The sequence below is a fragment of the Pseudonocardia sp. GCM10023141 genome (genome assembly GCF_042653605.1).
The window spans coordinates 1-995 of the sequence record NZ_JBHSIR010000114.1 but is presented as its reverse complement, the minus strand read 5'-3'; the positions used below and the strand labels follow the sequence as shown (position 1 = coordinate 995).

Here is a 995-nt window from a genome sequence, read left to right as displayed (position 1 = left end):
AGATGAATGGCTGGCAGCGTTCGTTCCAGCCGTCGATGAACCGGGTGATCGCCTCGATCAGGTCGCGAACCGAGCCAAAGGTGCCGCGGCGGATGGCTTGGCGGGTGATGATCCCGAAGAAGATCTCGACCATGTTCAGCCAGGACCCGCTGGTCGGGGTGAAGTGCAGGGTGATGCGCGGGTTGCGCGCCAGCCATGCTTTCACGGCGGGGTGTTTGTGGGTGGCGTAGTTGTCGCAGACCACGTGCAGCTTCACCCGCGGGTAGGCCTTCGCGACCTGTTTGAGGAAGCGCAGGAACTCCTGATGACGATGGCGCGGCAGGCAGAGCTGCTCGACTCGACCCGTCGCGACCTCGAGCGCAGCGAACAAGGTGGTGGTGCCGTTGCGGACGTAGTCATGGGTCTGCTTCTCCGGCACGCCCGGCATGATCGGAAGGATCGGCGCGGTCCGATCCAGGGCCTGGACCTGCGATTTCTCGTCGATACACAGCACGACTGCCTTGTCAGGCGGGTCCAGATACAACCCGACGACATCGCGGATCTTCGCCTCCAGTTCCGGATCGGTGGAGAACTTGAACGTCTCCGACCGCCACGGCTGCAGGTTCCACTTCCGCCAGATCCGGGCGACCGTGGCAAAGGAGATCTTCAACTCCGCCGCAAGCAGCCGCGCCGACCAATGCGTCACACCCAGGCGCTGCGGCGGTCGCCCGTCCTCGGCCAGGGTCGCCACCACCACCTCGATCTCGTCGATCTCCGGTGGCCGACCACTACGAGACATGTCCTGCAACGCAGCGATCCCGCCAGCGTCATAGCGAGCTCGCCAGTCCACCACCGTCGGGCGACTTGCCCCGACCCGACGTGCGATCTCAGCGTTGGGCAACCCCTCCGCGGCCAACAGCACGATCCGCGACCGCAACGCGATCCCAGCCCTGATCGAAGGCGCCCGGGTCAACGCCTCCAGCCGAGAACGATCACCCTCACGCAGCACCAACGGC

Annotated in this window: 1 protein-coding gene; it reads right to left on the bottom strand. The window is 65.3% G+C overall.

The window, feature by feature from the left end; all coding sequences use genetic code 11:
• Positions 1-991, bottom strand: a 991-nt coding sequence (locus ACFPFQ_RS48360) for an IS630 family transposase (RefSeq protein ID WP_379630082.1), incomplete at its 3' end; no start/stop codon positions are given.
• Positions 992-995: the final 4 nt, after the last annotated feature.